The organism is Pseudoalteromonas sp. SS15 (assembly GCF_049257195.1).
Taxonomy (GTDB): Bacteria; Pseudomonadota; Gammaproteobacteria; order Enterobacterales; family Alteromonadaceae; genus Pseudoalteromonas.
The window spans coordinates 85,288-111,356 of sequence record NZ_JBMMUD010000003.1 but is presented as its reverse complement, the minus strand read 5'-3'; the positions used below and the strand labels follow the sequence as shown (position 1 = coordinate 111,356).

Annotated in this window: 19 protein-coding genes; 8 read left to right on the top strand and 11 right to left on the bottom strand. The window is 41.6% G+C overall.

What is annotated here, in order from left to right; translation table 11 throughout:
* Window positions 1–22: 22 nt before the first annotated feature.
* The 7 genes from AAEU28_RS07500 to AAEU28_RS07470 all read right to left on the bottom strand — a co-directional run bounded on the left by AAEU28_RS07500 (window position 23) and on the right by AAEU28_RS07470 (window position 8,858).
* Window positions 23–934, bottom strand: a complete 912-nt coding sequence (locus AAEU28_RS07500) for a hydrogen peroxide-inducible genes activator (RefSeq protein WP_421963571.1) — start codon at window positions 932–934, stop codon at window positions 23–25.
* Window positions 935–1,258: 324 nt separating this feature from the next.
* Window positions 1,259–2,527: an inorganic phosphate transporter gene (locus AAEU28_RS07495; protein WP_058028774.1), complete on the bottom strand. Its 1,269-nt coding sequence runs from the start codon at window positions 2,525–2,527 to the stop codon at window positions 1,259–1,261.
* 35 nt (window positions 2,528–2,562) lie between these two features.
* Window positions 2,563–3,240, bottom strand: a complete 678-nt coding sequence (locus AAEU28_RS07490; protein ID WP_138560716.1) for a TIGR00153 family protein — start codon at window positions 3,238–3,240, stop codon at window positions 2,563–2,565.
* A 140-nt stretch (window positions 3,241–3,380) separates the two neighbouring features.
* Window positions 3,381–4,082, bottom strand: coding sequence for a phosphate signaling complex protein PhoU (phoU, locus tag AAEU28_RS07485; protein ID WP_138479710.1), 702 nt, complete (start codon window positions 4,080–4,082; stop codon window positions 3,381–3,383).
* Between the two features lie 22 nt (window positions 4,083–4,104).
* Window positions 4,105–4,929 (bottom strand): phosphate ABC transporter ATP-binding protein PstB, encoded by an 825-nt coding sequence (pstB, locus tag AAEU28_RS07480; protein WP_058028771.1) that lies wholly within the window; start codon window positions 4,927–4,929, stop codon window positions 4,105–4,107.
* Between the two features lie 23 nt (window positions 4,930–4,952).
* Window positions 4,953–6,602, bottom strand: a complete 1,650-nt coding sequence (gene pstA, locus AAEU28_RS07475) for a phosphate ABC transporter permease PstA (protein ID WP_421963570.1) — start codon at window positions 6,600–6,602, stop codon at window positions 4,953–4,955.
* 18 nt (window positions 6,603–6,620) lie between these two features.
* Window positions 6,621–8,858, bottom strand: a complete 2,238-nt coding sequence (locus AAEU28_RS07470) for an ABC transporter permease subunit (RefSeq protein ID WP_421963569.1) — start codon at window positions 8,856–8,858, stop codon at window positions 6,621–6,623.
* Between the two features lie 293 nt (window positions 8,859–9,151).
* Between AAEU28_RS07470 and AAEU28_RS07465 the strand changes: the two genes are divergently transcribed.
* The 3 genes from AAEU28_RS07465 (at window position 9,152) to AAEU28_RS07455 (ending at window position 13,331) form a co-directional block, all read left to right on the top strand.
* Complete coding sequence (locus tag AAEU28_RS07465) at window positions 9,152–9,658, top strand: glycine cleavage system protein R (RefSeq protein WP_421963568.1); 507 nt, start codon at window positions 9,152–9,154, stop codon at window positions 9,656–9,658.
* 102 nt (window positions 9,659–9,760) lie between these two features.
* Complete coding sequence (gene ppk1 / locus AAEU28_RS07460; protein WP_421963567.1) at window positions 9,761–11,851, top strand: polyphosphate kinase 1; 2,091 nt, start codon at window positions 9,761–9,763, stop codon at window positions 11,849–11,851.
* On the top strand, window positions 11,835–13,331 hold the full coding sequence (locus tag AAEU28_RS07455) for an exopolyphosphatase (RefSeq protein WP_421963566.1): 1,497 nt from the start codon (window positions 11,835–11,837) through the stop codon (window positions 13,329–13,331). Before ppk1 ends, AAEU28_RS07455 begins: the two co-directional genes overlap by 17 nt.
* Window positions 13,332–13,412: 81 nt before the next feature.
* On the opposite strand, the gene AAEU28_RS07450 is transcribed toward AAEU28_RS07455, so the two are convergent.
* Window positions 13,413–14,657 carry an EAL and HDOD domain-containing protein gene (locus tag AAEU28_RS07450; RefSeq protein WP_421963565.1) on the bottom strand — a complete coding sequence of 415 codons (1,245 nt, stop codon included), beginning with the start codon at window positions 14,655–14,657 and terminating at the stop codon, window positions 13,413–13,415.
* 302 nt (window positions 14,658–14,959) lie between these two features.
* Here AAEU28_RS07450 and AAEU28_RS07445 point away from each other — a divergent pair, with 302 nt between their 5' ends.
* The 4 genes from AAEU28_RS07445 to AAEU28_RS07430 all read left to right on the top strand — a co-directional run bounded on the left by AAEU28_RS07445 (window position 14,960) and on the right by AAEU28_RS07430 (window position 20,524).
* Window positions 14,960–17,641, top strand: a complete 2,682-nt coding sequence (locus AAEU28_RS07445) for a PAS domain S-box protein (protein WP_421963564.1) — start codon at window positions 14,960–14,962, stop codon at window positions 17,639–17,641.
* Complete coding sequence (locus AAEU28_RS07440) at window positions 17,641–18,057, top strand: response regulator (protein ID WP_421963563.1); 417 nt, start codon at window positions 17,641–17,643, stop codon at window positions 18,055–18,057. Before AAEU28_RS07445 ends, AAEU28_RS07440 begins: the two co-directional genes overlap by 1 nt.
* Complete coding sequence (locus AAEU28_RS07435; protein ID WP_421963562.1) at window positions 18,054–18,971, top strand: GGDEF domain-containing protein; 918 nt, start codon at window positions 18,054–18,056, stop codon at window positions 18,969–18,971. Before AAEU28_RS07440 ends, AAEU28_RS07435 begins: the two co-directional genes overlap by 4 nt.
* A 338-nt stretch (window positions 18,972–19,309) precedes the next feature.
* Entirely contained in the window at window positions 19,310–20,524 is a 1,215-nt protein-coding gene (locus tag AAEU28_RS07430) for a type III PLP-dependent enzyme (RefSeq protein ID WP_421963561.1), read from the top strand.
* Between the two features lie 71 nt (window positions 20,525–20,595).
* On the opposite strand, the gene AAEU28_RS07425 is transcribed toward AAEU28_RS07430, so the two are convergent.
* From AAEU28_RS07425 to AAEU28_RS07415, 3 genes are all read right to left on the bottom strand, one after another.
* Window positions 20,596–20,781: a hypothetical protein gene (locus AAEU28_RS07425; RefSeq protein ID WP_421963560.1), complete on the bottom strand. Its 186-nt coding sequence runs from the start codon at window positions 20,779–20,781 to the stop codon at window positions 20,596–20,598.
* 469 nt (window positions 20,782–21,250) lie between these two features.
* On the bottom strand, window positions 21,251–22,996 hold the full coding sequence (locus AAEU28_RS07420) for a sensor histidine kinase (RefSeq protein WP_421963559.1): 1,746 nt from the start codon (window positions 22,994–22,996) through the stop codon (window positions 21,251–21,253).
* On the bottom strand, window positions 22,996–23,697 hold the full coding sequence (locus tag AAEU28_RS07415; protein WP_421963558.1) for a response regulator transcription factor: 702 nt from the start codon (window positions 23,695–23,697) through the stop codon (window positions 22,996–22,998). The genes AAEU28_RS07420 and AAEU28_RS07415 overlap by 1 nt, the downstream gene beginning before the upstream one ends.
* Window positions 23,698–23,859: 162 nt before the next feature.
* On the opposite strand from AAEU28_RS07415, the gene AAEU28_RS07410 reads away from it, so the two are divergent.
* The gene (locus tag AAEU28_RS07410; protein WP_421963557.1) at window positions 23,860–25,983 is read left to right on the top strand and encodes a TonB-dependent receptor plug domain-containing protein; all 2,124 of its coding nucleotides are present in this window, start codon (window positions 23,860–23,862) and stop codon (window positions 25,981–25,983) included.
* Window positions 25,984–26,069: the final 86 nt, after the last annotated feature.

Genomic DNA, 26,069 nt, shown 5'->3' with positions numbered 1-26,069 from the left:
AAAAGTTTGCCAAAAATGAAATTTATTTTTCGCAATCACATTGTTCAGTGATGAATGGTAATAATCCCTCACTGAATAAGCGAAAGTCTCGAATACGACCCGTGGTTTTACGCCAGATCAAACCAATCTCACGATACGCATCAGTACCCGACTTCCTCACTGCTAAATCTTTACCAGACAATATGCCAGCATTGAGTGCCATTTGCGGTAAGAATGTCACACCATGCTGATATTCCACCATGCTCAATAATGTGTGCAAATTACTCGCTTCAAACGGATTGATGCACTCATGTTTGTTAAGGTGACAAGCACTCAGGGCATGGCCAGTCAGACAGTGTTCTCTTTCAAGTAAAAACACACTCTGATCTGGCAGCAAGTTGTAATCATCGATATCTTTTAACGGGTAGCTTTTGTGATAAACCAAAGAAAAAGCATCTTTAGTGAGTACTTTAGTGTGAAACTTCTCCGTTTGATAAGGCAGTGCTAGCATCGCCATATCTATCTGCCCTTGCTCAAGGCGCGCCAATAACTTATCACTGGTATCTTCAATCAATATCAGCTCTAAATTCGGGAAAGATTCACGACAGTGTTGATAAAGTGGTGCAGCAATAAAGCTAGCAATAGTAGGAATTAATCCCAAGACTAGCTTGCCTGACAGCGGGTTTTTAAAGCTCTCAGTGAACTCTTTAATGCTCATGGTATCGGCAACAATTTTCTTGGCACGCGCAACCACTTCTTCACCTAACTCGGTAAACATTAAGCTTCGGTTCTCACGCTCAATGAGTTGACTGCCTAAGGTTTCTTCAAGGGTTTGAATTGCGGTACTCAAAGTCGATTGACCGATAAAACACGCTTGGGCGGCACGGCCAAAATGTTGATGCTGATGCACTGCAATAAGATATTGAAGCTGTTTAATACTAGGTAGGTTTGTCACGGTTTTCTCTAAGCAAACTCAAATTTCATTCAGTATAACGATGAAGTACTCAGAGTAAAACGGATAAGATCAATTGCTTATACCAATCCTCTTAATTAAGTGACCTTTTTGAGGCAAGGAAAGCTTGTCGATAACGAGGCGAAAATTTTGCTATTTAGTTGTTCTAAATGAGAAATTTTTAACGTGGTTAGCGGCAGCTTTAGTCCCTCAAAATGATTAAGTATTATTGAGGGTTGGTATTAGATATTTAAAGTGTGGTGGATATAAAAAGACCCCAGCACCGTGATGCTGAGGTCTTTTCAAGCTAAAAGTCTGTAAGTCTAATTACACGCCGAAAGCGGTTCTTAGAATGTAGAATATAACAATAGCAAGTGCAGCACCGACTGGCAATGTAATTACCCAAGAAACCACAATATTTCTAATTACACCCATGTTCAGTGCAGCGATACCACGCGCCATACCTACACCTAATACAGCACCTACTAGCGTTTGTGTTGTAGAGATAGGTAGACCAGTACCTGATGCAATAACTACCGTTGATGCAGCTGCAAGTTCAGCAGCGAAACCACGGCTTGGTGTTAAGTGCGTGATGCCTTCTCCAATTGTTTTAATTACTTTCTTACCAAGGACCGCAAGACCCACTACGATACCGATACCACCTAGTGGTAAAATCCACCAAGCAAGTGCCGCTTTCTTAGCGATTTCACCGTTGTGCTCAACAATGTTCACAACTGCTGCAAGTGGACCAATTGCGTTTGCTACGTCGTTTGAACCGTGTGCGAATGCCATACAACATGCTGTCAGTACCATTAGGATAGCGAATACTTTTTCAACGTTGTTGAACTGCATTTGCTTGTCTGCTTTAGGGTCCATTTTCAAACGGTTAATTGCCATTTTACCAATGATACCCACAACCACAGCAATACCGATTGCAAGCGCATAACCTTCAACCGCACCTAGGTTAATACCAATGTGCTTAAGGCCTTTCTTGATGGTTACAAGCGACATAACAAAGCCAGCTAGACCCATATAAATAGGCACGTAACGCTTAGCATTTTGTAATGGTGAGTCTGTGTCGAAGATAAGCTTTTGCGCACTCATAAAGATTAAGTATGCAATGAAGCCTGAAATGGCTGGGGTGACAATCCAGCTACCTACGATACCGGCAACTTTACCCCATTGAATTGCTTCACTACCCACAGCAACCAAGGCGAAACCAATAATCGCACCGATGATAGAGTGAGTCGTTGAAACCGGCCAACCCAGTAAAGACGCAAGTAGTAGCCATGAACCTGCTGCAAATAGTGCAGAGATCATACCTAATACCATCAACTCAGGAATGTCAGCGAAAGGCGCTGCGTCGATGATACCCTTACGGATTGTTGATGTTACTTCACCACCTGCGAGGTATGCACCGGCGAATTCGAAGATCATCGCAATGATGATCGCTTGTTTGATGGTAAGTGCTTTCGAGCCTACTGAAGTACCCATGGCGTTTGCAACGTCATTTGCACCAATACCATATGCCATGAAGAAACCAACTGCCGCAGCAATTAGGATCAGCATGGAACCATAGTTAGCAATGATATCCATTGTTAAACCTTAAATTTTAAATACGAATAAAACGATTAACGAGCTAACATTAGCTCAAGTCGAGAACCAACACGCTCTGCAATATCTGCAAGCTCACCTACCCACTCAATGATCTTGTATAAGAACATTACATCAACAGGGTTAAGTTCACCTTCGATAGCACGAAGCTCTTGGCGGATCTTGATTTGCATTTCATCCGTGTCTTGCTCAATTGAGTCTAACTTTTCAAGCATGCTTTCAACCAGAGTCACTTCACGACCACGGAATCCAGTTTCCAGTAGTTCGTCAAACTCATTGATGGCTTTAGAGGCTTGTTTAGTTGCATCGACACAACGTTCAAGATAAGCAATGAAGTCATTTTGGATAGTTTGAGGGATCACCATCTCACGACCAACAACGCGGCCTGCGATGTCTTTCGCTTTATTCGCAATTTTATCTTGCTGAGTGATCAACTCTAATAAATCGGTGCGCTCTACAGGCATAAATAAGCCGCGAGGTAAGTGTAATCTTACTTCACGCTTTAAAACGTCTGCTTCACGTTCAAGGTTACGGATGTCAACACGAAGAGCTTCGGCTTCTTTCCATTCTGATTTGAATACATGATTAAAAAACGGTACTAAAGAACTGCTAGCTTTATGTACGATTTTAATGTGTTCTTCTATTGGCTTAATAGGAGACTTAGCAAATACTCCTAAAAACGCATTAGTAGGCATAACTGACCCTTAAATCATATTAATATGCTTTGCGGGGTGAATTTTACAGCATTAGCCGACGTTGTGAACGGATTTTTGTCCGAAATGCTAATTAAGCTGCGCTGAATCATAAAAATTCAGCGCAGAGAGGCATATATTTTTTACAGCGTTTTCGCGATATCTTCTTGAGATGTATGGCGAATATCTTTACCGTTCACAAAATAAATAACGTATTCAGCAATATTCTGACAACGATCACCAATGCGCTCTAATGAACGTACAGACCAGATTAAATCCATAATTTTAGGAATAGAACGCGGGTCTTCCATCATGTAAGTCATAATTTGACGCGTTAACGCTTCATACTCACGGTCAACTTTTGCGTCTTCTTTATGCACTTCAAAGGCACTTTGCGCATCCATACGGGCGAAAGCATCTAGTACATCATGCAACATCTTTGACACTTGGCGACCCATATTCTCTAAGTTCACCAATAAATCTTGCTGATCTTTGGTAAATGAATCTAGTGCAACACGTGCGATACGCTCTGCTTCATCACCAATACGTTCAAGGTCAGCGATGGTTTTAGCGATCGCAACTACTAGACGTAAGTCACTTGCTGCTGGCTGACGCTTAGCAATGATGCGTGTACATTCTTCGTCAATGTTCACTTCCATGGCATTAACTTTGTAGTCGTTCTCGCTGACCTTACGTGCTTTTTCAGCATCGTTGTCGTTGATTGCATCAAGTGCAAGGTTAAGCTGCTGCTCAACTAAGCCACCCATGCTTAATACGTGGTTACGAACATTTTCTAGCTCTTCGTTAAAGCGGCCAGAGATATGCTTGTTTAAATTGTTTTCCATGATTTATTCCTCTCGCTCGCTATTAACCGTAACGACCTGTGATGTAGTCTTCCGTCTTCTTCTTAGAAGGCGTTGTGAATAGCGTGTTTGTGTCAGCGTATTCGATCAACTCACCCATATACATGAATGCAGTTTGGTCAGAAACACGTGCGGCCTGTTGCATATTGTGCGTTACAATCACAACCGTATACTTTTCTTTCAGGTCGTTGATCAGCTCTTCGATTACCAAAGTTGAAATCGGGTCAAGTGCCGATGTTGGTTCGTCTAGCAGTAATACTTCAGGTTCGATTGCAATTGAGCGGGCAATAACTAGACGCTGCTGCTGACCACCTGATAAACCAAACGCACTGTCATGAAGACGGTCTTTAACTTCGTCCCATAACGCTGCACCGCGTAATGAGCGCTCAACCACTTCATCTAGCTTACGCTTGTCTTTAATACCTTGAAGACGTAGGCCGTATACCACATTCTCATAAATTGATTTAGGGAATGGATTTGGTCTTTGGAATACCATACCTACGTTACGGCGAAGTGCCGCAACGTCTACGCTCTTATCATAGATATTCTGACCATGAAGGTTAATCTCACCTTCGATGCGACAAATATCTACTAAGTCATTCATGCGGTTAATACAACGCAATAGTGTTGATTTACCACAACCCGATGGACCGATAAACGCCGTTACCTGACCCTTAGGGATTTTCATATTGATTTTGCTAAGCGCTTGCTTGTCACCATAGTAAAGATCTAGGTCTTTGATCTCTAGTGCGGTTTGCTCTTCGCTCAAATTAGCTAAATCTAATTTAACTTGATTTGTGTTATTCACTTCAGGAGCTACTGTAATCATTTCTAAAATACCTAGTTATACTATTAATGTTCAAGAGAACGGAACTTTTCACGTAAATGGTTACGAATACCAATCGCGGTAATATTCAGTGCGATGATAACGCTGACCAGTAAGAATGCTGTTGCGTAAACCAATGGACGCGCTGCTTCAACGTTCGGGCTTTGGAAACCTACATCATAGATGTGGAAACCTAAATGCATGAACTTACGATCTAAGTGAACAAACGGGAAGTTACCATCAATCGGTAACGTCGGTGCCATTTTCACAACACCTACTAGCATAAGTGGTGCAACCTCACCGGCGGCACGTGCTACCGCTAAGATTAAACCTGTCATAATTGCCGGACTTGCCATTGGTACAATAATGCGCCATAGCGTTTCAGCTTTTGTTGCCCCAAGTGCCAATGAACCATGGCGTACTGAACTTGGAATACGCGATAAACCTTCTTCAGTCGAAACGATAACCACAGGTAGCGTTAAAATTGCTAAGGTTAATGCAGACCAAATCACACCTGGCGTACCGAATACAGGGCTTGGTGCAGCTTCTGGATAGAACAATTGGTCAATTGAACCACCTAACATATAAACGAAGAAGCCAAGGCCAAATACACCATAAACAATCGAAGGTACACCTGCTAAGTTGATTACCGCGATACGGATCATCTTAGTCACAGCGTTTTTAGCCGCATACTCGTGTAAGTAGATTGCAGCAACTACACCAAATGGCGTCACAATCACAGCCATTAGCATAACCATGAAAACAGTACCGAAGATTGCAGGGAATACACCACCCTCAGTATTCGCTTCACGGGGATCATCTGAAACGAACTTACCTGACTGAACAAAGAAGTGGCCTAGCTTTGCAAAGAAGCCCATGTCATTAGGGAACCACAAGTCTAATACCTGATAAATTGGTAAAGTTACTAGCTCACCACGCATGTCACGTACAACCACTTGGTCACGCTTCGCTTTCTTACGAAGCTCAAATAAGCGCGCTTCTAATACTTTGTATTCAGCACGAAGTTCTGCACGCTGAGACTCTAAATCTGCCAACACTTCATCCGTTAAGGCATTATCAAGTGCGTATTTCTTTTCTTTTAAACGAAGACGCTCAAGCTCATAGTTAATGTGACCAATATCACCGTTTTGTAGATCAAGTGCTTCTTCATTTAAATCTACTGCACGCTCAACCAGTTCAACTAAACGTTCTTTAGGCGCATTCGTAACTTCTTTACCGTCTTCAATTACACGCTCTACATAGCCATAGAAGTTACCGTTTTTACTACGCTCAAATACCGCCATCGCTTCTGGCTTAGTTTGAGACTGGATGTCTGTTGTTAGTATCCAACGGAAATCTAGATCTACATATTCACGGTTACCGGTTTTTACCAAGATACGTTCAATATACTCATCTTGATATGCCGATAAATCATAGCCTGCTGCTTCTAAGCGAGATTTAGGCACCATTTCACGGTCATAAATCTCGCCAATCACTGTTTGCTTAGGCACTGAGCCTTCAAGCTTTAACTCAACCACTTCTGATGGCCAGAAGAAGCTTAGACCTTTCCACGCGATCATCGCTAATAAACCGATAACCGAGATTAAACTGATGCTAACTGCACCACCTGTCATCCAGATCCAAGGAGATCCTGACTTAAACCATTGCTTTACCATGTCATGAAACTCCGATAATTACATTGAGCTGTATTTTTCACGTAGACGCTGACGAACAAACTCAGCGAGCGTGTTAAATACAAAGGTAAAAATAAACAACACAAATGCAGCAAGGAATAGAATACGATAGTGCGAACTACCCACTTCTGATTCAGGCATTTCAACCGCGATGTTTGCCGCTAAAGTACGCATACCTTGGAAGATACTCCAGTCCATAATTGGCGTATTACCCGTTGCCATCAGTACAATCATGGTCTCACCTACTGCACGGCCTAAGCCCATCATGACCGCAGAGAAGATACCCGGACTAGCCGTTAGAAGCACAACATAAACAAGGGTTTGCCACTGCGTAGCACCGAGCGCTAATGAACCATTTGATAAGTGCTTAGGCACACTGAATACCGCATCTTCTGCGATTGAGAAAATAGTCGGGATAACCGCAAAGCCCATCGCAATACCCACAACCAATGAGTTACGTTGGTCAAACGTTAGACCTAGCTCATTCGTTAAATACTGACGTACATTGCCATCAAATACCCACAGTTCGATTTGACCGCTGATTGCGAATGACAACCAACCGATAAATAACACCACTGGAATAAGTAAAATTGAATGCCAACCGTCTGGAATTAGATGACGAATACTCGCCGGCAGTTTAGTCCAACCAAATGCGGTAGCGATCACCGCCACTGGCAGTAAAGTCACCAGCGCAATCACTGCTGGAAGATGCGTTTCGATTAAAGGCGCTAACCAAAGACCCGCTAAGAAACCAAGGATAACTGTTGGTAATGCTTCCATAATTTCAACGGTTGGCTTAACTACGCGACGCAATTCACTCGACATAAAGTAAGCTGTGTAAATTGCTGCTGAAATTGCAATTGGCACAGCAAATAGCATGGCATACATCGCCGCTTTAATCGTACCAAATGAAATTGGTACTAAAGAGAACTTAGATTCAAAGTCATCTGACGCTGACGTTGACTGCCAAGTGTATGCAGGCTCTGGGTAACCTTCATACCACACTTCATTCCAAAGTGCTGACCAAGTTACCTCTGGGTGCTCGTTGTGCACTTCAAATATAGAAAGCGTATTATTAGATAAAGATAAAACCGCGTTTGCTCGAGGTGATACTGCAAAGTTATCAATCGCTTGCTCGCTAATTTTACCGCGCCATAATTCAGCTTCACTGGTCGTATAGTACACGCCTAAGTCACCTGATGATGTCGTAGTGAAGAAGGTACGGCGGTAGTACTCAGTGTAAATGTCTAGCTTATTTGTTTTTTCAGTTTCAAATGCACGGATTTTGGCAAACTGACGGCCATTATCTTCGGTGTTTACTTCAAACCACTGAGACACTTCACCGTTATCGTTTGCCAGCATCAAAGAGTTTGCACCAGCAAGTAATGTCGCGCTCACTAGGTTTGCATTTTCTTCATTTGCTGCTAGCACTTGGAACTGCTCAACTTCAGCTGGGTCACGCGTGTCAAAGATATAAACTTTGTTCGCACTACGAACAAATACGCGAGACGTGTCTGGTGAAATCAGTAATTCGTTTACACGACCATCAATGTCTAGCTCAGTGCGCTCAATTAGCCATTCAACTTCACCAGTAAACATGTTTTCTTCTGGTGTGAATGCCGCAAATACCACTCGCTTGTCTTCAGTCAAAGCAACTGCTGCTGCTTTATCTTCATAATAACTAAAGGCAAACTTAGCAATCGCCTGCTCTTGTTCATCTACCAATAATTGCTCACCATCTAATGGATAACTAATACGTGGTGTGATCAAGCGCTCATTGCCAGGGAAAGTCACTAAGAAGCTAGGTTTAACCAGCTTAATTGCACCATTATCTAAACCGTATGCATATAAGCCCAAAAACGGCGCGCTTTTCGCAAATGTCGTGATATTTCCATCAAGTTCAACATCTAGGCTTTTCATTAATTGCCCTGAGTTGTCTCCTTTTATATGGTAAAAATCGACACTCCCAGAATCTTCTAATAGATAAGCAATCTCTGTTTGCTCTTCAACACCGATACCAACATAGTTTTTTTCTGAAGCTAAACTGACATCAGTACGTTTCTCTACTTTTGCTGACTCTAAGATTGGCTCTACGACATATAGTAGATAGAAGAAGATCAACAGCAATGCCACAAGTACCATTACCCCGCCTGCGGTAATACTGTATTGTGCAAAGCGATCTTTAAATAAACGGCGCTTGTCCGTTTTAAAAGATTTTTGCTGTGCTGAGGTAGACATTAAAACACCTTATTATCTTTGAATTGTGCGCATTATATTTCATCAAGATGACAGTATTGTTACATAAAAAGGACTTTAAGCGCTGAAAGTATGAACTTTTATTAACACATAAAAGTCAGAAAAATGTCTATAAATCGTAGCGTTAACATAGCAATCATGCCGATTTTCTGGACAAGCAAAAAAACTAAACTAATCTTAAACTGCGATGCATTAATTAATGTAAGGATATGTTGAACAATGCTCGCTCGTTTCCACTTCACCACACGGTGATTAAAATAATAAGAGACATTGATATGAAGCAGTTAGTTTTAACAATAATAGGTAAGGACCGGCCGGGTCTCGTTGATGAAATCTCAGCAACCATCCTAGAACACCATGGTAACTGGATGACCAGTAACCTTAGCCATTTAGCTGGCCAATTTGCAGGTATCATTCAAGTTGGCGTAGCAGAGGAGCATCTACAAGAAATACAATCAGCATTAAATGCATTACCAGGCTTAGAAGTACACATTGAGTCTGGTGATACTGACGTTGCAGATCAGATACCTGAAACACTTAATTTAGTGATTACAGGCAATGACAGACCGGGGATTGTCAAAGAGCTTTCAAGTGTTATCCGCCATAAGGGCGCAAACATTACCCACTTAAATTCTCGCCAACGCAGCGCACCAAATTGGGGGGTGCCAATTTTCAGTGCATTTGCCACGGTCACTTTACCTGCGGGCATGCACAAAGATAATGTGATTGAGGCACTTGAATCGATCACCAGCGATCTAGTCGTTGATATCGAAAGTGAATAAAAATTAAATTTTATGACAGGCTGAGGAATAAGCCTGTCATATAAGTGTCACAAAAACCCCATATATTTTGTTGTTGTACCTTTGATTACCCATGGATAGATCATGCATTCTGTACCACACACCTCTACGACTATTAGTTACTTTGCCAAAGAATTAAGCTGGCTTTCGTTCAATGAACGCGTACTTCAAGAAGCCAAAGATCAAAATAACCCACTTATCGAGCGACTGCGTTTTTTAGGCATTTTCTCAAATAATTTAGATGAGTTTTTCAGGGTAAGAGTTGCTGATTTAAAAAGAAAAATTTTATTAAACAGTTTGTCCGACGCCCACTTTGACGCCGACGAAGAATTATTAAATCAAGTGAATAAAAAGGTCTTGTCGCTCGGTAAAAAGTTTAATCAGATCCACCACCAACTGTTAGCGGATCTAGACAAGCAAAACATCCATATCCGACAGCCATCTGACTTATCTGACTTTCACAAAGATTGGTTAGAAGACTTTTTCAAAGACCAAGTTTTACAGCATATGTCGCCTATGCTACTCACTGAATCAAAGGATTACTCGAGCAATATCAATGATGCGATGACTTATCTTTTTATCCATATGCAAGGCGAAAAGTCACAATACGCATTATTAGAAATCCCTACTGACAGGCTAGACCGTTTTGTCATTTTGCCTTCTGAGAAAAGCCGTCGTCATAAAACCATTGTCATGCTTGATGATGTAGTCGAATTTTATTTGGCAGAGGTTTTTAAAAGCTTTGTGAAATTTGACAGTATTGAAGGCTATTCAATCAAAATGACCCGTGATGCTGAGTACAATTTAGATAATGAGATTGAAGAAGGCTTACTCGATAAAATGTCGAAAGGCCTGAAGCAGCGCCTTTATGCTGAGCCGGTACGTATGGTCTATGACCAAGCCATGCCTGACGAGATGCTAAAGGTACTAAAAAAGCGTCTTGGCGCAAGCCAACAAGATGCACTCATCCCAGGTGGCCGTTATCGTAATTTTAGAGATTTTATTTCTTTTCCTAATGTTGGCCGTAAGCACTTAGAAAATAAGTCGTTGAAACCGCTCACTAGTAGCGCTTTTGCCAAGCATGACAGTGTCTTTAAGGCCATCTCAGAGCAGGATATTTTACTTTATTATCCTTACCATACGTTCAATCATATGCTCGAGTATGTAAGACAGGCTGCCTATGACCCCAAGGTCACTCAAATTAAAATTAATATTTACCGTGTAGCCTCTCGCTCAAGACTAGTTTCGTCGTTAATTAATGCCGCCAAAAACGGTAAGAAAGTCACCGTCATGGTCGAACTAAAAGCGCGCTTTGATGAACAAAACAACATTGAATGGGCTAAGTTACTCAGCGAAGCGGGTATTAAGGTACTGGTTGGTTTGCCAGCACTAAAAGTGCACAGTAAGCTCTGTGTAATTCACCGAAAAGAAAAGGGTAAGATTGTTAAATATGCCCACATCGGTACGGGTAACTTCCACGAAAAAACCGCGCGAATTTACACTGACTTCAGCCTATTCACCAAGCACAACGAAATCTGTGATGAATGTGATGAAGTCTTCAGATTCATCGAAACAAGTTATCGCCCATTTACTTTTAAGCACCTGCAAATTTCACCATTAAATGCCCGAGAGCGTATTTGTGAGGGCATAGAGAATGAAATTTTAGCCGCTAAGAATGGTAAATTTGCACAAATCACCATAAAAGTGAATAATCTAGTCGACAAACAGCTCATTGATTTGCTCTACAGTGCTGCTCGACAGGGTGTAAAAATTCGTATTATTGTTCGTGGCATGTGTGCACTGGTCCCCGGATTACCGAAATTTAGCGATAACATCTCAGTTATCAGTATCGTTGATCGCTTTTTAGAACACCCTCGGGTAATGGTGTTCGAAAACCAAGGCGACCAGCAGGTTTATATTTCTTCAGCTGACTGGATGACGCGAAATTTAGATCACCGTGTTGAGGCCGGTGTGCCTATTTACGATCAGCACTTAAAGCAGCTAATAATCAATATTTTAGAGCTACAATTTAAAGATTGCTGTAAAGCAAGAGTCATAGATGTCGAACAACAAAATAAGTACGTTGCTCGAGGTAACCGTAAGAAAGTACGTTCACAAATTGCCATCTATGATCTCTTGAGTAAATGGGAACACAATTATGCACAACACACCTGAGCCTGCGAGTTTTGCAGCGCTCGATTTAGGCTCTAATAGCTTTCATTTAGTCATCGCCCGCAAAGTTGAGGGCAGACTACAAATTCTACATAAAGAAAAGCATCGCGTGCATTTAGCTGCTGGTCTCAATGAAGAATTTGAACTCTCAGAAGAGGCCATTGAACGTGCCATGTTGGCTTTTAAGCAACTGGCACAAACTCTACAGGGGTTTGACCCTGCCAATGTCGAAGTTGTCGCGACTTACACGCTTAGAAACATTAAAAATCTAAAGCACTTCTTGCAACAAGCGCAAGTGCACTTTCCTTTTAATATCAATGTGATATCTGGTCAAGAAGAAGCGCGTTTAATTTACCAAGGCGTTGCAAACTATGTGCATGGCAAAGATAACCGCTTAGTCATTGATATTGGTGGTGGTAGTACTGAACTCGTCATAGGTCAACACTTTGAAGCCTTGCAGCTAACAAGTCGTGACATTGGCTGTGCCAATATCACCAAGGCATTTTTTAGCTCAGGCAAGCTCAGTAAAGGCACGTTTAAAAAAGCAGAAATAGCTGCGCGACAAGCGCTAGAGCCTATTTCTCCCCGCTATCGAAAAACCGGCTGGAAACAAAGTTATGGTACATCAGGCACGATCAAGGCCTTAATCGGTATTGCACAAACTCAATTCGACTGTGAATACTTAACACTGCCTATTTTAGAAGACATCAAAGCGCTGTTTATTACCCAAGGCAGTATTGAGCAGCTTGATATTAAAGGGTTAAACCCTGAACGCCATACTAATATCGCTGGCGGCTTAAGCATTGTCATTGCCGCCTTTAAAGAGCTTAAATTAGAACGCTTAGAATACTGTGATTACGCACTACGTGAAGGCGTTTTACATGAAATGTTAAACTATGATGAGTTTGACTTAAGGGTGCGCACCATCATCGCACTTGGTCAGCACTACAACATAGACACAGCCCATGCTGATAACGTGTTTGATACCGTTAAACATTTATTCTCACAATGCAAAAAAGCCTGGGGGTTAAAGCAAAAAGACCTTCTACAGCTCCAGTGGGCCGCACAATTACACGAAGTAGGTTTGTCAATTAACTCATCGGGTATTCAAAAGCACAGTGCGTATATTGTGATGAATACCGCTCTACCAGGCTTCACACAGCAACAACAAAGTGTGCTAAGTGCCTTGATCCGTTTTCATCGTAAAAAGATCAAACTTCCAGAACTCGAACCCTTTGATATTTTGTGTTCTGACACCTTTGCGAAACTCTTAACGCTATTCAGACTGGCCGTGTTAGTTAATAGAACTCGTCAATTAACCGATTTGTCTCGCCCTACTTTGTCTGTAGAAGACAATAAATGTACGGTACTTTTTGATGCGCAACTGCCTGAAGAGCAGGCTTTGCTTTGCGCAGATCTAGAGCAGGAACAACTATATCTTGATTCAATTGGGATCGAGCTTGCTTTTGTCGTCGGTGAGTGATCGTAAGAATAAAGCTATAGCTTAACCATTAAAAAGGCTGCGAATGCAGCCTTTTTAAATAAGAATTTGTTTAAAACATGCTTATTGTACTGACACCACAGAGAAGATCTCATCAGCATATTCACGGCTTTGTGCAACTAAATCAAAAATATTGCTAATAGGTGTTGCCGGCCTTACTGCTGCTAATACAGCTTCAGCTTCTTGCCAGTTATTTTGCTCCACGGCAATCGCCACTTTTAATGCCCCACCAAGTAAACCTTTGTAATTCAATAGTGCACCACTTAAATTACTATCGAGTGAGAATTCAGAAATGATGGTGCTCAACTCCATATCTAGCACAGCGCCTAAAATCGACATAAGCCCGATCAGATACCCCTGCTCTGCCATTTCTTCACCGCCTGGCGCTAGAAACAATGCCATAAAGCGTGCACGCATTAAGCCATATTTGGTCAATTCAGCTGGCTTATCAACCCCCAGCTCACTCAGTGCTAAAACCCGAACAAATTGCCTTAGGGCATCTTCACCCAGGTAAACAACCGCTTGAGAAATCGTCTTCATCTCTAACTTTTCAAGGCCTGAGCGAGCATTCACTAACTTCAACACTCTAGCCGTTAGGCTCAAGTCTTTAGAGATTTTTTTCTCGATATCTTTAAAGCACAGATTCGGCTGTGCTGTTGACTTTAATAAATCAAACACCACCAGCTTAGAAGGCTCAACATTACCGTGCGTCAACATTTCTGGTTTGGCAAAAAAGTAGCCCTGAAAATAATCAACCCCAGCACTTTTCAAATATTCAAATTCTTCGTAGGTTTCAATTCGCTCAACCACAATTTTCATTTTTGGATATAAACGCTTTAACTTCTTAACCATCATAGTGGTTTTAAGAATAGGCTGTTCAAGCTCCAATTTAATGTAAGACATATGAGGTAACAGCGGCTCCCATCGAGAGTCGGCATCATAATCGTCCAGCGCAAAGCGATAATGCTGTTTACGTAGCAATTTAACGGTTTCAAGTAACTGCTGAATATTCTGCGAACGCTCAACAATTTCAAGCACTAAGTTATCAGGTTTTAATAGTCGCGGGATCTCTTGCAATAACGTAGTATCAGAAAGGTTGATAAACGCACAATGATTGGCAACCAGTTTTTCTTTGCCAACCAAAATAAGTGAATTAAAAAACATCCGCCCAGTGGCTTGCTCATCACTTACCCCGACAGGGAAAGCATTATTTTGCGAATCTCGATAAAGCAATTCATAAGCAAATATTTGCTTTGTCGAATCGAGAATTGCCTGTCTCGCAATGTACTGAGTCACGGGTTTTGTCATAGATAGTGTAAACCTGATAATGTAATTCTAGCTCTAAAACTCTGAGAATTAATTAGAAATTCTGTCGCATTTTTTAAGGTTACGCCAGCACAAGAAGATGAGCAAACAAAAATACCTTTATTAGGATCATAATAATTTATTCCCATCCCTTTTACCTAATAAATTTTAACCGTTTTTTAAAAGCTGCCTGATATCAAAATGGAAAAAAAAGCGAGCTGTGCCAAACTTTAAAGCACCCTATGTACGTAAACATATTTAAGACTAATCAGTTTACTTTCTATTTAGGCAAAAGGATAAGCTTTATGGAGCTCAATACGCTCGAGTCTTTTTTCCACACTATGTATATGCCTCACGGGCATTGTTATTTATGGCAAGCGCACTTGCTTTGGAGCAATGTACTGGCTGATGCGCTCATCGCTGCGGCTTACTTTTCTATTCCAGTTGCTATTATGATCGTGGCCAAAAAGCGCCCAGAGCTTGGTCAACATTGGCTTGCTTGGTTATTTTCTGCCTTCATATTGCTCTGTGGCCTCACCCATCTCATCGGTATTTTTGCTGTTTGGCATGGTATATACGGTATTCAAGCAATCAGTAAAATTGCCACTGCAATTGTCTCGATGGTCACTGCCATTTATCTTTTTCGGCTGCTTCCTGAGGCGCTCAGCCTCGCAACCCCACAAGAAGTAAAAGGTTTTAAGTCAAAACTGAGCGCTTTCACCAGAGAAACTGCCTCTTTAAAAACCAAGTTAAGTCAACATGAATTGACCAGTTTCACACTTGAAGCACTTCCTGCAAGTGCATTACTACTTGATGAAAAGTTAAACATCCTATCTGGAAATCCACACTTTTTGAAAGAGTTGAAGTACTCCGAAAACGAAGATGTGAGCAATCAACCTTTAAACGCGTTCTTTACATCCCATGATCCTTTTTATACCTATGAAGTAATACAGAATGAAATTGCCAACACGCCCGATTTTAGTCGCTCTTTAATCTGTACGATGCGAGCAAGTGATGGTCAATTGATCCCTATGGAAATAAATTTAAAACGCAGCCAGTTTAAAGATGAGACCTTGATACTTGCTGCTTTTAACAACCTTTCAGCACTTCGACTAACAGAATTAGAATTAAAAGAGTCTCACCAACAGATGCAGCGTGCCGTCAATGCCACGGAAGACGGCATTTGGGAGTGGAATGTGCAAAGTAACGAAGTCAATTACTCCCCAAAATTACTTGAGATGATAGGCCACGGAAATGAGCAAACAGCAAAATTTGAAATGTGGTTTGAGCATATTCACCCCAAATATATTGAACGCGTTAATAAGGCTTTAGAAACCCACTTCAAAACCAAAGAGCAATATAAAGTTGAGTATCTAGGTAAAGATAAAAATGATACCTACAGCTGGTTTCTTGCCATCGGAAATAGCGTCTTCGATGAGCAGGGCAACCCCACGGTTATGTCAGGCGCACTTCGTAATATTGAAACTGAAAAACAGTTAAGAATAGAAATTGCAGAGAAAGAAGACATATTACATGCCATCTACAATGGCACAGAACAAGCCATTTGGCTTGTGAAAGCGACACACGATGACTTCGTTTTCATGGAGTTCAACCAAACGGCATGTCAACGTGCTGGGGTTTCTTATCAACAGATCATTGGCAAACGGCTAACCCAACTTAAAGGGGGTATTTTTACGCCTGAAAATATTGAGCACATTAAACAAAAATACACCCAGTGCACACACGCTAAGGCACCCACCGAATATACAGAGAGCTTTAGTTCTGATGGGAAAACTTACTGGTATCAAACCACACTTTATCCGCTAATTGATAAACAAGAAGGAGAAGTTAAGATTGTTGGTACTGCAATCGATGTAACACATCGCAAACTCATAGAATCAGAGCTACAAAAGAGTCAGCACTTTTTAGAAAAAATGATCGATTCGACTGTCTGTGGTTTGTATCTTTACGACCTCAAGAAACAGCAAAATACCCGTATTAACCAACGCTATACCGATCTAATTGGTTACACTTTAGAAGAGTTACAACAACAAGACTTAAGCGCGCTATTTCATCCAGATGAAGTAGAGGAAGTGTTTGCGCACATTCAAACTGTCATTCAACAACCTGAAGGCCATTTAACCCCAATGACTTACCGGTTTAAACATAAAGCCGGACATTGGATATGGTGCTATTCGTTTGACACCGTATTGACCCATGATGAACAAGGTAATCCTGATTTAATGTTAGGCACCTTCATAGATATCACCGAACAAACAACACTTCTCAATGAACTAAAAACATCTAATGAGAGCTTGGAAAGATTCGCTTTTATTGCCTCTCATGATTTACAAGAGCCACTGAGAAAAATTGCCTCATTCTCATCAAGTTTAGCTACGCGTTTAAGCGCAACTTTGAAAGCCGATCCCGATGCAGAATTTGAATTTTCGCGTCTACTGAGCGCCACTGAGAGAATGCGGAATATGATCCAAGACTTACTTAAACTCTCTCGATTAACAACTCGAAAAGTCAGCAAAACGCCAAATAGTCTCATGTTATTGGTGTCTGAGATCAGTGAACAATTGTCTCTGCCCATTGAAGATGCAAATGCTGAAATAGTCATTGATGGCAACAACTGCCAACTCAATGTTGATTATTCCTTAATGCTACAGGTGTTCCAAAACCTAATTACTAATAGCCTCAAGTTTAAGCATCCTGAGCGTCCGCCCCAAATAACGATTGGCTGCTATACTGATCAAAATAACTTAGTTATTACGTATAAAGATAATGGCATTGGTATACAGCCCGAATATCGCGCGCAAATATTTGAGCCATTTCAAAGAGTATTTGCCAATCAATATGAAGGCAGTGGCATAGGTTTATCTTTAGTCAAAAAAATTGTTGAATTACACGATGGATATATCGAGTGTATTGATAGTACCGAAGAAGGGGCTACTTTCTTAATACACTTGCCGATGGAGGGTTAATGATGAATGAAATAGTGCTCGTTGAAGATGATCCCGATGATATTTACCTTTTCCGCCAAGCATGTGCGAAATCGGTAAACTCTCCAAAAGTAAAGGTATTAAACAGTGGTAAAGCACTTCTCGAAGAGGCCAGTGCGGCATCAAATAAAAATAGAGTTTACTTACTCGACCTCAATATGCCTGAAATGTCGGGGCTAGAGGCGCTTGATCATTTAAATAAAAGTGAACAGCTTAATGAAATGATAGTGGTCTGCTATAGCACTTCTGACAGCCCATCTGATATTCACCAAGCCTACCAACTCGGCGCCAAATCATTTTTAAGTAAACCTAGCTCAATCAGTGAATTAACCGAAATGATAAACACCATTACACGCTACTGGTTTAAGTACAACAAAATAGGGAGTGTTGAAGTATGAGCACTTGGTTAATTTATCTACTCGAAGATAATGAAGATGATGTTTATTTTGTGAAAAAGCTGCTCAGTGAGGTGCAAACCAGACAGAAATACAAAATATGTGCATTTGCGGATCTAAATTCATTAACTAGAGCCCTCACCCAAGCGCTGCCTGATACCCTTTTAATAGATTTAAATGTGCCTGATAGCATGGGGCTAGACACTCTGGTCAATGTAAAACGAATTGCCAAGGGCATTCCCATCATAGTGCTGACAGGTGTATCTGAAGAGCTTTATGGTGAGCAAGCCATTCAGCTCGGTGCACAAGATTACATACCTAAACACGAACTCTCTGGCACCTTGCTCAACCGCACTATTATGTTTTCTAAAGAGCGACATGATATGCAAAAGAACTTAGAAAACCTAGTGTCGTTAGATAGATTAACCATGCTACATAACCGTGGGGCGTTTGATCAGCACTTGCTAGAAACATTCAGTGAGGCTCAGCGACATAACCATACTTTTGCTATCTTATTTATTGATTTAGATAACTTTAAACCTGTTAACGACGAACTAGGCCACCAAGCAGGAGACAAACTACTTAAACTCATCGCATCTAAACTCAAGTTATTCAAGCGCACCGCAGACTTTGTGGCCCGCTATGGGGGGGATGAGTTTGTGATCGTGGCACATAACATGGATGGCCTCGATAACTTACTAAAGCTGGCAAACTACAAGTATCAATTACTCGCAGACTCCTATTGCTTAGAAGATCAAAATGGGGCGCTCAAAGAAGTTGATTTAGATGTTAGTATTGGGGCGGTCCTCTACCCAGCTCATGCTGATAGCACCCAAGAGTTGTTAAGCCGTGCTGACAAAGCTATGTATTACGCTAAAGAAAACAAGCTGCCCTTATATATTCCTGAGATAGATTAATGCCTCCCTTTCTAAATGCTGCGCGTTCACGCTTCGCGCAGTCATCACTTTTTTGCTGGTTTATTTGAGAACGATTTACCCTATTAAATTTCAGACTTAGCCCTTAATTAATCAATTTTTATTGTCGATAAGGTAAAAATTTTTCGTGGTTTTTGCTTTAATTTTTGATTGTCGAAAATAAAACTAACGCCTATTATCTGCGCCACCTTGATGATAGCCAATCCGAGTACATCACAGCTGTTTTTGTGGCAAGGCGATGAGTAACTATCCAAGTGTTATTTACTTTTTAACACTACACGTATCACACATTGAGCGTGCCTTTTTTAAGGGGATTTATAATGGCGCAAGCCCACACCGTTTTAGACTTTCATTCTTATTCTAGCGGCTTATTGTCTAGCGATGAAACACGCTTAATTAAGAGCTCAGTAGCACAATATGGTGCGCCATTATTGCTATTAGACTGCGATGTTGTTCGCCGCCAATACCATACTTTAAACGACGCATTGCCAAGTGTGACTTTACACTTTGCGTTAAAACCATTACCGCATGAAGCAGTAGTGAGAACCTTACTGGCTGAGGGGGCATGCTTTGATTTGGCCACCAGCGGTGAAGTTGAGCTAGTCAAACAAGTTGGCGTACCAGCTGAGCGTACTATTCATACTCATCCGATCAAACGCGATAGCGATATTCGTGACGCGCTTGAATATGGCTGTACCGTGTTCGTTGTCGATAACCTGAATGAGCTTGAGAAATTTAAGCCTTATAAAGATCAGGTTGAGTTATTAGTACGCTTAAGCTTTCGAAACAAAGAAGCCTTTGCTGATTTATCTAAAAAATTCGGCTGCTCAGCAGAAGATGCATTCGAGATCATCGAAACGGCAAATCGCTGGCAAATTCGCATTAAAGGTTTGTCGTTCCATGTTGGTTCGCAAACCCTTAACCCACAAAAATATGTGGATGCCATTGAAGCCTGTAAAGTGTTAATGAACAAAGTCGTCGACTGTGGTTTACCAGCACTCAGCATGCTAGACATTGGCGGCGGTTTCCCGGTGAGCTACAACCGTCAGGTGATGCCTATTAAACTATTCTGCGTTCCGATTAATGCCGCTTTAGCTGGGTTACCCGACACGGTACAAGTTATCGCTGAGCCTGGCCGCTTTATTGTCGCAGAAGCCATGGTGAGCGTTGCTTCTATCATGGGTCAAGCAAAACGCGAAGGGCAAATGTGGTACTACCTAGACGATGGTATTTACGGCTCGTTCAGCGGCTTAATGTTTGATGACGCCCAGTACCCGTTAACGGCAATACGCTTGAATGACAATTGGCGTACCAGCGCATTACAAAGTAGCGTGTTAACAGGCCCGACGTGCGACAGTATTGATGTAGTTGCCGATAACATTATGCTACCCGCGTTAAGCAATGGCGATTTAATCGTTGGTAAAATGATGGGCGCTTACACCAGTGCCACAGCAACCGATTTTAACTTTTTTAAACGTGCACATACCGTGGTGTTAAACGATGTGGCGTTAGATACTCCAAGATTAATTGTGTAGAGTGTGAACGCAAAGGGGCCTCATCTGAGGGCCCTTTTTTATTGAAACAGTTTCACTCAGCATGCTGCAATTTATTTAAGACAACCCGACATAAAGTCGGTGCTACCATGTTCACGCTGACGACCGATATATTTCTCGGTAGCAGCGATTTCATATCGCGTTAAACGTGCAGATATACGTCCAACAACCCGACATAAAGTCGGTGCTACCGCACTTCCGCTGACGACCGATATATTTCTCGGTAGCAGCGATTTCATATCGCGTTAAACGTGCAGATATACGTCCAACAACCCGACATAAAGTCGGTGCTACCATGTTCACGCTCACGACCGATGTATTTCTCGGTAGCAGTGATTTCATATCGCGTTAAGCGTTAGGAGAGACATCAAAACAACCCGACATAAAGTCGGTGCTACCATGTTCACGCTGACGACCGATATATTTCTCGGTAGCAGCGATTTCATATCGCGTTAAGTGTTAGGAGAGACATCAAGACAACCCGACATAAAGTCGGTGCTACCATGTTCACGCTGACGACCGATATATTTCTCGGTAGCAGCGATTTCATATCGCGTTAAACGTTAGGAGAGACATCAAAACAACCCGACATAAAGTCGGTGCTACCGCACTTCCGCTGACTACCAAAATAATGCTCGGTAGCAGCGATTTCATATCGCGTTAAAGTACAGATGAAACAAAAATCCAGAACCAACTAAAAATCCACAGTTAGGCATCAGCCATTTTAAACTTAAACCGTATATTCAACGCCAAGCCCGGTGACATACGTTCTACACTCACTTCACCTTGCTGGGCATTGATCAGTTCTTTAACCAAAGCCAAACCAATCCCCGTGCCTTGAGTAGCTCGCGTTAATTCATTACCGCCACGATAAAACAACTCGAATAGCTTTTCTTGCTGCTCTTCACTAATGCCAAAACCATAATCTCGTATTTGCAACTGAATAGATTCAGGTTGCTGCTTAGAATAATGAAAATTAAAATCGATTTTTTGTCTCTCAACATCATTGATCTTGGCTTGATCAAAAAACTTCACGGCATTGTCGGTAATATTAATCACCACTTGCGCAAAAGCATCCATATCAACCCACAATAAAGCACAGTCTGGTTGTTCAAAAGGTTGATTAATAGTGAGTTTGAAATCGTTTTTCACTAATAAAGATGAGACTTTAGATTGGATCACATCATTCAAAATGCTCAATTTTACCCAATTCGGTTCAACATTATGAGCTGGTTGGCTGAGTTTAGATAGCTGCAAAATATTATCAATAAGGCGAGACAACCGCTCACTCTCACTAAATATAAACTCATAGTAATCGCTGCGGTGTTGCTCCGATAGAATTTGCCCTGACTTCAGCATTTCTGAGTACATGCGAATGGATGTCAGTGGGGTTTTTAATTCATGGCTCACCGACGAGACAAAATTCAAACGTTGCTCGGCTAACTTTAACTGACGTTTTCCCAAGGCATAAAAACCATAGCAACCAAGTGCAATGGTCAGCAATAAGACCCCCATTAAACCTAAGCCATACAAAGCAAGGCTACTGGTCCCAAACGCTTTAGTCGAAAATGAAATACAATAAGACGGAAACGGCCAATGTAGAGCACTTTCTTTCAGGTGAACTTGCATCAACTTTGCCGGTAATGACGCTTGTAGCTGTACGTCCATATCCCCATTTTTTAGCATCTTGGAAACAATAAACGCATCCTCGGCATGACCTTTCTTATCACTAATAGTCAATCCGAGAAATGCATTGGGACGCTTATTGGTCATGACTTCCATGATAAGCCCGAGTAAATAGCGCTGCTTATCTAAAACATAGCCCTGCATTTTTACTTCATCACTGACTGTCACCACGCGATAAAAAATAAAGTAATCTGCGACATCTTCAATCACTTCATATTTTTCGGGTTGTACGATAAAGCCATTATTAATCAAAGTTTTTATCTGCCCTGAACGCATCACCACATCATATAAACCGCGCGCCATTTTGAGGCTGTCTTTTTGCGCTTCTTTTTCCGAGAAAACATCATCCGCTTCAATCACATCTGGCCACATCGGGCTATTAAAACGCCCTTGTGCGTCAATCTGAAAGAAACCTACCAGACCTTCATAACGTTGAAAACTTTCTGGATCTGCAAGCGGAGATACTTGTCGCGTAACCTTTTTGGTTTCAGGGTTGTAGGCATATTGGTAGTAATCAAACTCCGTGGGAGAAACCGAGTTAGTAATAATCGCCTGTTTAAATAGCCGTTTATTAATGATGTCGCTGAGCTTGGTCGCATGTTTTTGATATTTAGCTATTTGCTCTTGCTCGAATTGCTGAAACACAAACACACAAACCAAAGACACCGGAATAAACAACAGTAAAAAAAAGCTCAGCGTAAAAATTCTCAGCCTTTTCAAACGCTGTTGATAATTAAGTAAAGGTGAAGGTTTTAAGAATGCTTTCATCAAGAAGCCTGCCCGAATAATTGATACCCTTCGCCACGCAGGGTCACTAGGTATTTTGGCGATTTAGGATCAGGTTCAATTTTCTTGCGTAACTTGGCTATATGAATATCAACCGTTCGAGTATCTATGTGATCGGTTGACTTATACCCCCACACTTCTCTTAACAGTTCACAGCGAGAAACTGGCGCTTTTTGTTGGCTCAGATAGTTTAAGATCTCCACTTCACGACGGGTATAGCGTACCGTTTGGTTAAACGATTGGCCTGTTAAGCTTTGAGTACAGATCTCCACTTGATCACAAATGGTTAGCTTACTGTCTTCGGGGCTCCACCCTGAACGACGTACCAAGGCTTTAACCCTTAATACCAACTCTGACGTCGAAAATGGTTTAGCCAAATAATCATCAGCCCCCAAAGTCAGACCGTTGATGATATCTTCTTCACTGTTTTTAGCTGTCAGCATCAAAATCGCTTGGCTTTGCGAGTGCTGACGAAGTGCATTACAGATCTCAAAGCCATTCATACTCGGCAGCATCACATCTAAAATCACACAATGATAATGGCCTTGCAACGCGGTTTCTAACCCTTGTTTGCCATCCATTTCACTGTCGACCTCAAAACCGTGGAAAATAAATAAGTCGGTCAAGCCGCGTAAAATGCTGGCTTCGTCTTCCACGATTAACAATTTAGGTTTGATGCTCATAGTTTGATACTCCTTTTTACACACGCGTTACCCTACCCCAGCCCTTACATTTTCTTAAGTAAACTTTTGTAAAAAAATCCTACTCAGAGTTTTACTTTTTGTGCCTATTTTACCTTTGCTCGCTTTCCTAATATGAGCTCAAACGCCATTGAGGGAAATATCATGAAACGCCTTTTCACATCTCGTCTTCTAAAATTAAGTGTGGTTGCGACTGCATTGACTTTGCTTTTTAACAGCCAAGCAAGCTGTGCCAATGATGATGTAAGCAGCAACACAGCCGCTAACATCGATACCTACGACGAGCGTTTCTTCACGCCATTTTCACCACAAAGCCTGCGCGATATCTTAGAAAAAATTCCAGGAGCCAATAACCTGCTCTTGGCCATGAATAACAACAATGAAACCCGCGGTTTTGGCTCCTCAGGTGAACAAATATTAATTAATCGACAACGCGTATCGGGTAAAGGCAATAGCATAAAAAGTGAGATTGATAACATTCAAGCCAAAGATGTTGACTATATTGAGCTGATCAGAGGATCGGTATCTGGTCTTGATGTACAAAGTAACGGTCTAATTATCAATGTCATGCTCAAAGACGACATCAGCACCGCGGTACTATGGAATATTGGGGTTACAAAAACAGACTCTATGCAAGGTAAAGCACTAGGCTCTTTGGTATTAAGTGGGGGGGAAGGCGATTTAACGTATCGATTTGGTTTTGAGAGGCAGCTTTACCCCACGAAAGTCAAAATCAATGAGCTGTTTAGCTCTGCCGACAATGAGCCGACAAAACACTACAAGCGTGTGCGTAAAAATTGGTTCCGAGAAGACATATTCAGCAACAAGCTCAGTTACAAGCACGCCAACAGCACCTCTATGACGCTGAACAGCATGTATAAAAAAATCTATCTAGATAGCGACTTTGACTCGACCTACATTCAACTTGCAGACAACACCAGAACAGCGGATAACCTGACATTTGATTGGGGCCTACGAGAATGGGAAATTGGCGGAGACATCAGTCATAAAATTAACGATAAACACAGCTTAAAGCTGCTATTTATAGAAAACCGTAGCAAAGCCAATGATCAACTTTGGCAGACCATTATCAATGACGATGACAGCACCTCGGCGGGATACCAACTCCCTCGGTTATATAGAGAGTCAGAAAGCGTCGTGAGAGGCAGTTGGAAATACACACTTAACAAGCAACATAGCTTTGACTCAGGCGTTGAACTTGCCATTAATAAACTCGATGAAAACCTGCAATTTATTGACAACCAAGACGATGTTTATCATTCAACCGAGCTAAACGGCATAAAAGAAACTCGCTATGAAGGCTTTAGTCACTATAACTATTCAATATCTCAAGCAACGAACTTGCAGGCCTCTGTTGTTTACGAGTATTCAAAACTGGATGTCACCACAGATTTTAGTTTGCAAACCGATACTTTTGAGCAAGCAACCAGTGGTTCAACGCGGTCATTTAATTACTTAAAACCACGTATCAACTTGCGCCATGATGTAAGTGACGCCATTCAGTTACGAACTAATTTAGAGCGTACCGTCAGCCAACTCAACTTGAATGATTTTGTGCCTAGCTTTAACCGGGAAGAACAGCGATTAGAAGAAACCAACCCTAACTTACACCCAGAAATCAGAGACGAATTGTCTGTAAGTTTTGAAAGGCAGTGGCAAGCAACCTCAGGTAGTCTAACTCTGACGCCATACTATCATAAGATCACCGATCTCATTGTTGAGATCCCATTAGTAAGCTACTCAGGTGAAGGTAATATAGACAGTGCCAAAGAGTATGGTATTGAGCTTGAAACTGATTTTGGTTTAGACGTCATTGGCCTACCAAATACGATGATCAGCGCCAGTTATACTTGGCGCGATACTAATATGCGCGACCCATTTACTGGTCAAGACAATAAAATAGCGAGACTGAGCGATAACGAATGGCAAGTTAAAATCAATCAAACAGGGCCTATCGAAAACCTTGATTGGAGCATGACACTGCAAGATAGAGGTACTTCGCCCTTTACTCGCTTCGACTATACCAGCACGTTAGAATACAAGTTGTGGGCGAGCATGGAGCTAAACTATAAATTGCCATCAAACTTAAAATTAACGCTCAAAGGCGACCGCTTGCTAAGCCGTAAAACCAGAAACATCAGAACTCGACACACCGGCTTATTTACTGAAAATGGTATTTCACAATACGAAGATCGTCGCTTTGAACGCTCACCGCGTTTTACATTACTGCTAAGCGGTCAGTTCTAACTGACTCCTTTATCTCTCAAAAGGCACGTTTGTAGCTTCGTGCCTTTTGAAACCCGCTAGGTATCTTTTAAAAAAGAAGAGCGTAA